The sequence below is a fragment of the Nucisporomicrobium flavum genome (genome assembly GCF_016464385.1).
Lineage (GTDB): Bacteria > Actinomycetota > Actinomycetes > Mycobacteriales > Micromonosporaceae > Actinoplanes > Actinoplanes flavus_A.
The window spans coordinates 1-2,500 of the sequence record NZ_JADMLH010000042.1 but is presented as its reverse complement, the minus strand read 5'-3'; the positions used below and the strand labels follow the sequence as shown (position 1 = coordinate 2,500).

The 2,500-nt window shown below is 57.1% G+C and carries 2 rRNA genes (1 of these 2 cut by a window edge); both read left to right on the top strand.

Annotated features, from left to right (window positions below):
* A 23S ribosomal RNA gene (locus IT780_RS41390) occupies positions 1-2,251 on the top strand; it begins 859 nt to the left of the window's first position.
* A 125-nt stretch (positions 2,252-2,376) separates the two neighbouring features.
* Positions 2,377-2,493, top strand: a 5S ribosomal RNA gene (gene rrf / locus IT780_RS41385).
* Positions 2,494-2,500 lie beyond the last annotated feature (7 nt).

The window sequence follows — 2,500 nt, the reverse complement described above, 5'->3', positions numbered from 1 at the left end:
GGTGAAAGGCCAATCAAACTCCGTGATAGCTGGTTCTCCCCGAAATGCATTTAGGTGCAGCGTCGCGTGTTTCTTGCCGGAGGTAGAGCACTGGATGGTCTAGGGGGCCTACAAGCTTACCGAAATCAGCCAAACTCCGAATGCCGGTAAGTGAGAGCGCGGCAGTGAGACTGCGGGGGATAAGCTTCGTAGTCGAGAGGGAAACAGCCCAGATCACCAGCTAAGGCCCCTAAGCGTGTGCTAAGTGGAAAAGGATGTGGGGTCGCTTAGACAACCAGGAGGTTGGCTTAGAAGCAGCCATCCTTTAAAGAGTGCGTAATAGCTCACTGGTCAAGTGGTTCCGCGCCGACAATGTAGCGGGGCTCAAGCACACCGCCGAAGCTGTGGCACTCACACAATAACTCCGCCGGACGGCTTGATCGTCTGGTGCAGGTGTGTGGGTGGGTAGGGGAGCGTCGTGCTACCAGAGAAGCGGCGGGGTGACCCAGCCGTGGAGGTTGCACGAGTGAGAATGCAGGCATGAGTAGCGAATGAAGGGTGAGAAACCCTTCCGCCGGATGACCAAGGGTTCCAGGGCCAGGCTAATCCGCCCTGGGTGAGTCGGGGCCTAAGGCGAGGCCGAGAGGCGTAGTCGATGGATAACGGGTTGATATTCCCGTACCCGCGTAGGAGCGCCCATGACGAACCTTGTGATGCTAACCGCTTGAACTTGTCTATGGCTTCGGCCGGCGATGAGGGAGACCGGGACCCTCGTGGGTAGTAGTCAAGCGATGGGGTGACGCAGGAAGGTAGCTGATCCCGGCCGGTGGTTGTGCCGGGGTAAGCGTGTAGGCCGTGCCATAGGCAAATCCGTGGCGCATATAGGCTGAGACGTGATGCCGAGCCGATTCAGGTGAAGTCAGTGATCCTATGCTGCCGAGAAAAGCCTCTAGCGATGTTCCGAGCGGCCCGTACCCCAAACCGACACAGGTGGTCAGGTAGAGAATACCGAGGCGACGGGCGAACTGTGGTTAAGGAACTCGGCAAATTGCCCCCGTAACTTAGGGAGAAGGGGGGCCGGACGCGTGAAGGCACTTGCTGCTGGAGCGTGGTATGGCCGCAGAGAGCAGGGGGAAGCGACTGTTTACTAAAAACACAGGTCCATGCGAAGTCGTAAGACGATGTATATGGACTGACGCCTGCCCGGTGCTGGAACGTTAAGGGGACCTGTTAGCTCTTCGGGGCGAAGCGGAGAACTTAAGCGCCAGTAAACGGCGGTGGTAACTATAACCATCCTAAGGTAGCGAAATTCCTTGTCGGGTAAGTTCCGACCTGCACGAATGGCGTAACGACTTCCCCACTGTCTCAACCACAGGCCCGGCGAAATTGCAGTACGAGTAAAGATGCTCGTTACGCGCGGCAGGACGGAAAGACCCCGGGACCTTTACTATAGCTTGACATTGGTATCTGAATGCAATTGTGTAGGATAGGTGGGAGCCTGTGAAGCTCGGACGCCAGTTCGGGTGGAGGCAATCTTGAAATACCACTCTGTTGGATTTGGGTATCTAACTTGCGGCCCTGATCGGGTCGAGGGACAGTGTCTGGTGGGTAGTTTAACTGGGGCGGTTGCCTCCTAAAAGGTAACGGAGGCGCCCAAAGGTTCCCTCAGCCTGGTTGGCAATCAGGTGTTGAGTGTAAGTACATAAGGGAGCTTGACTGTGAGACTGACAGGTCGAGCAGGGACGAAAGTCGGGACTAGTGATCCGGCACTTGCGTGTGGAAGCGGTGTCGCTCAACGGATAAAAGGTACCCCGGGGATAACAGGCTGATCTTCCCCAAGAGTCCATATCGACGGGATGGTTTGGCACCTCGATGTCGGCTCGTCGCATCCTGGGGCTGTAGCAGGTCCCAAGGGTTGGGCTGTTCGCCCATTAAAGCGGTACGCGAGCTGGGTTTAGAACGTCGTGAGACAGTTCGGTCCCTATCCGCCGTGCGCGTTGGATACTTGAGAAGGGCTGTCCCTAGTACGAGAGGACCGGGACGGACGAACCTCTGGTGTGCCAGTTGTCCCGCCAGGGGCACGGCTGGTTGGCTACGTTCGGAAGGGATAACCGCTGAAAGCATCTAAGCGGGAAGCTCGCTTCGAGATGAGGTATCCCACCACCTTTGAGTGGGTAAGGCTCCCAGCTAGACGACTGGGTTGATAGGCCGGAGATGTAAGCCAGGTAACTGGTTCAGTCGACCGGTACTAATAGGCCGAGGGCTTAACCACCTAAAATTTGGTGCTCGATATGCGTTCACTGTGTGATTCACAGCAAACAACCACCCCCCCACATCTTCTGGGTTAACCCCGGGGTGTGGGATCTGGGGAATGTTGGTTGTGCCGCTGATAGGTGTTTCGGTGGTTATAGCGGAGGGGAAACGCCCGGTCTCATTCCGAACCCGGAAGCTAAGCCCTCCAGCGCCGATGGTACTGCACTCGGGAGGGTGTGGGAGAGTAGGACGCCGCCGGACTCAACGT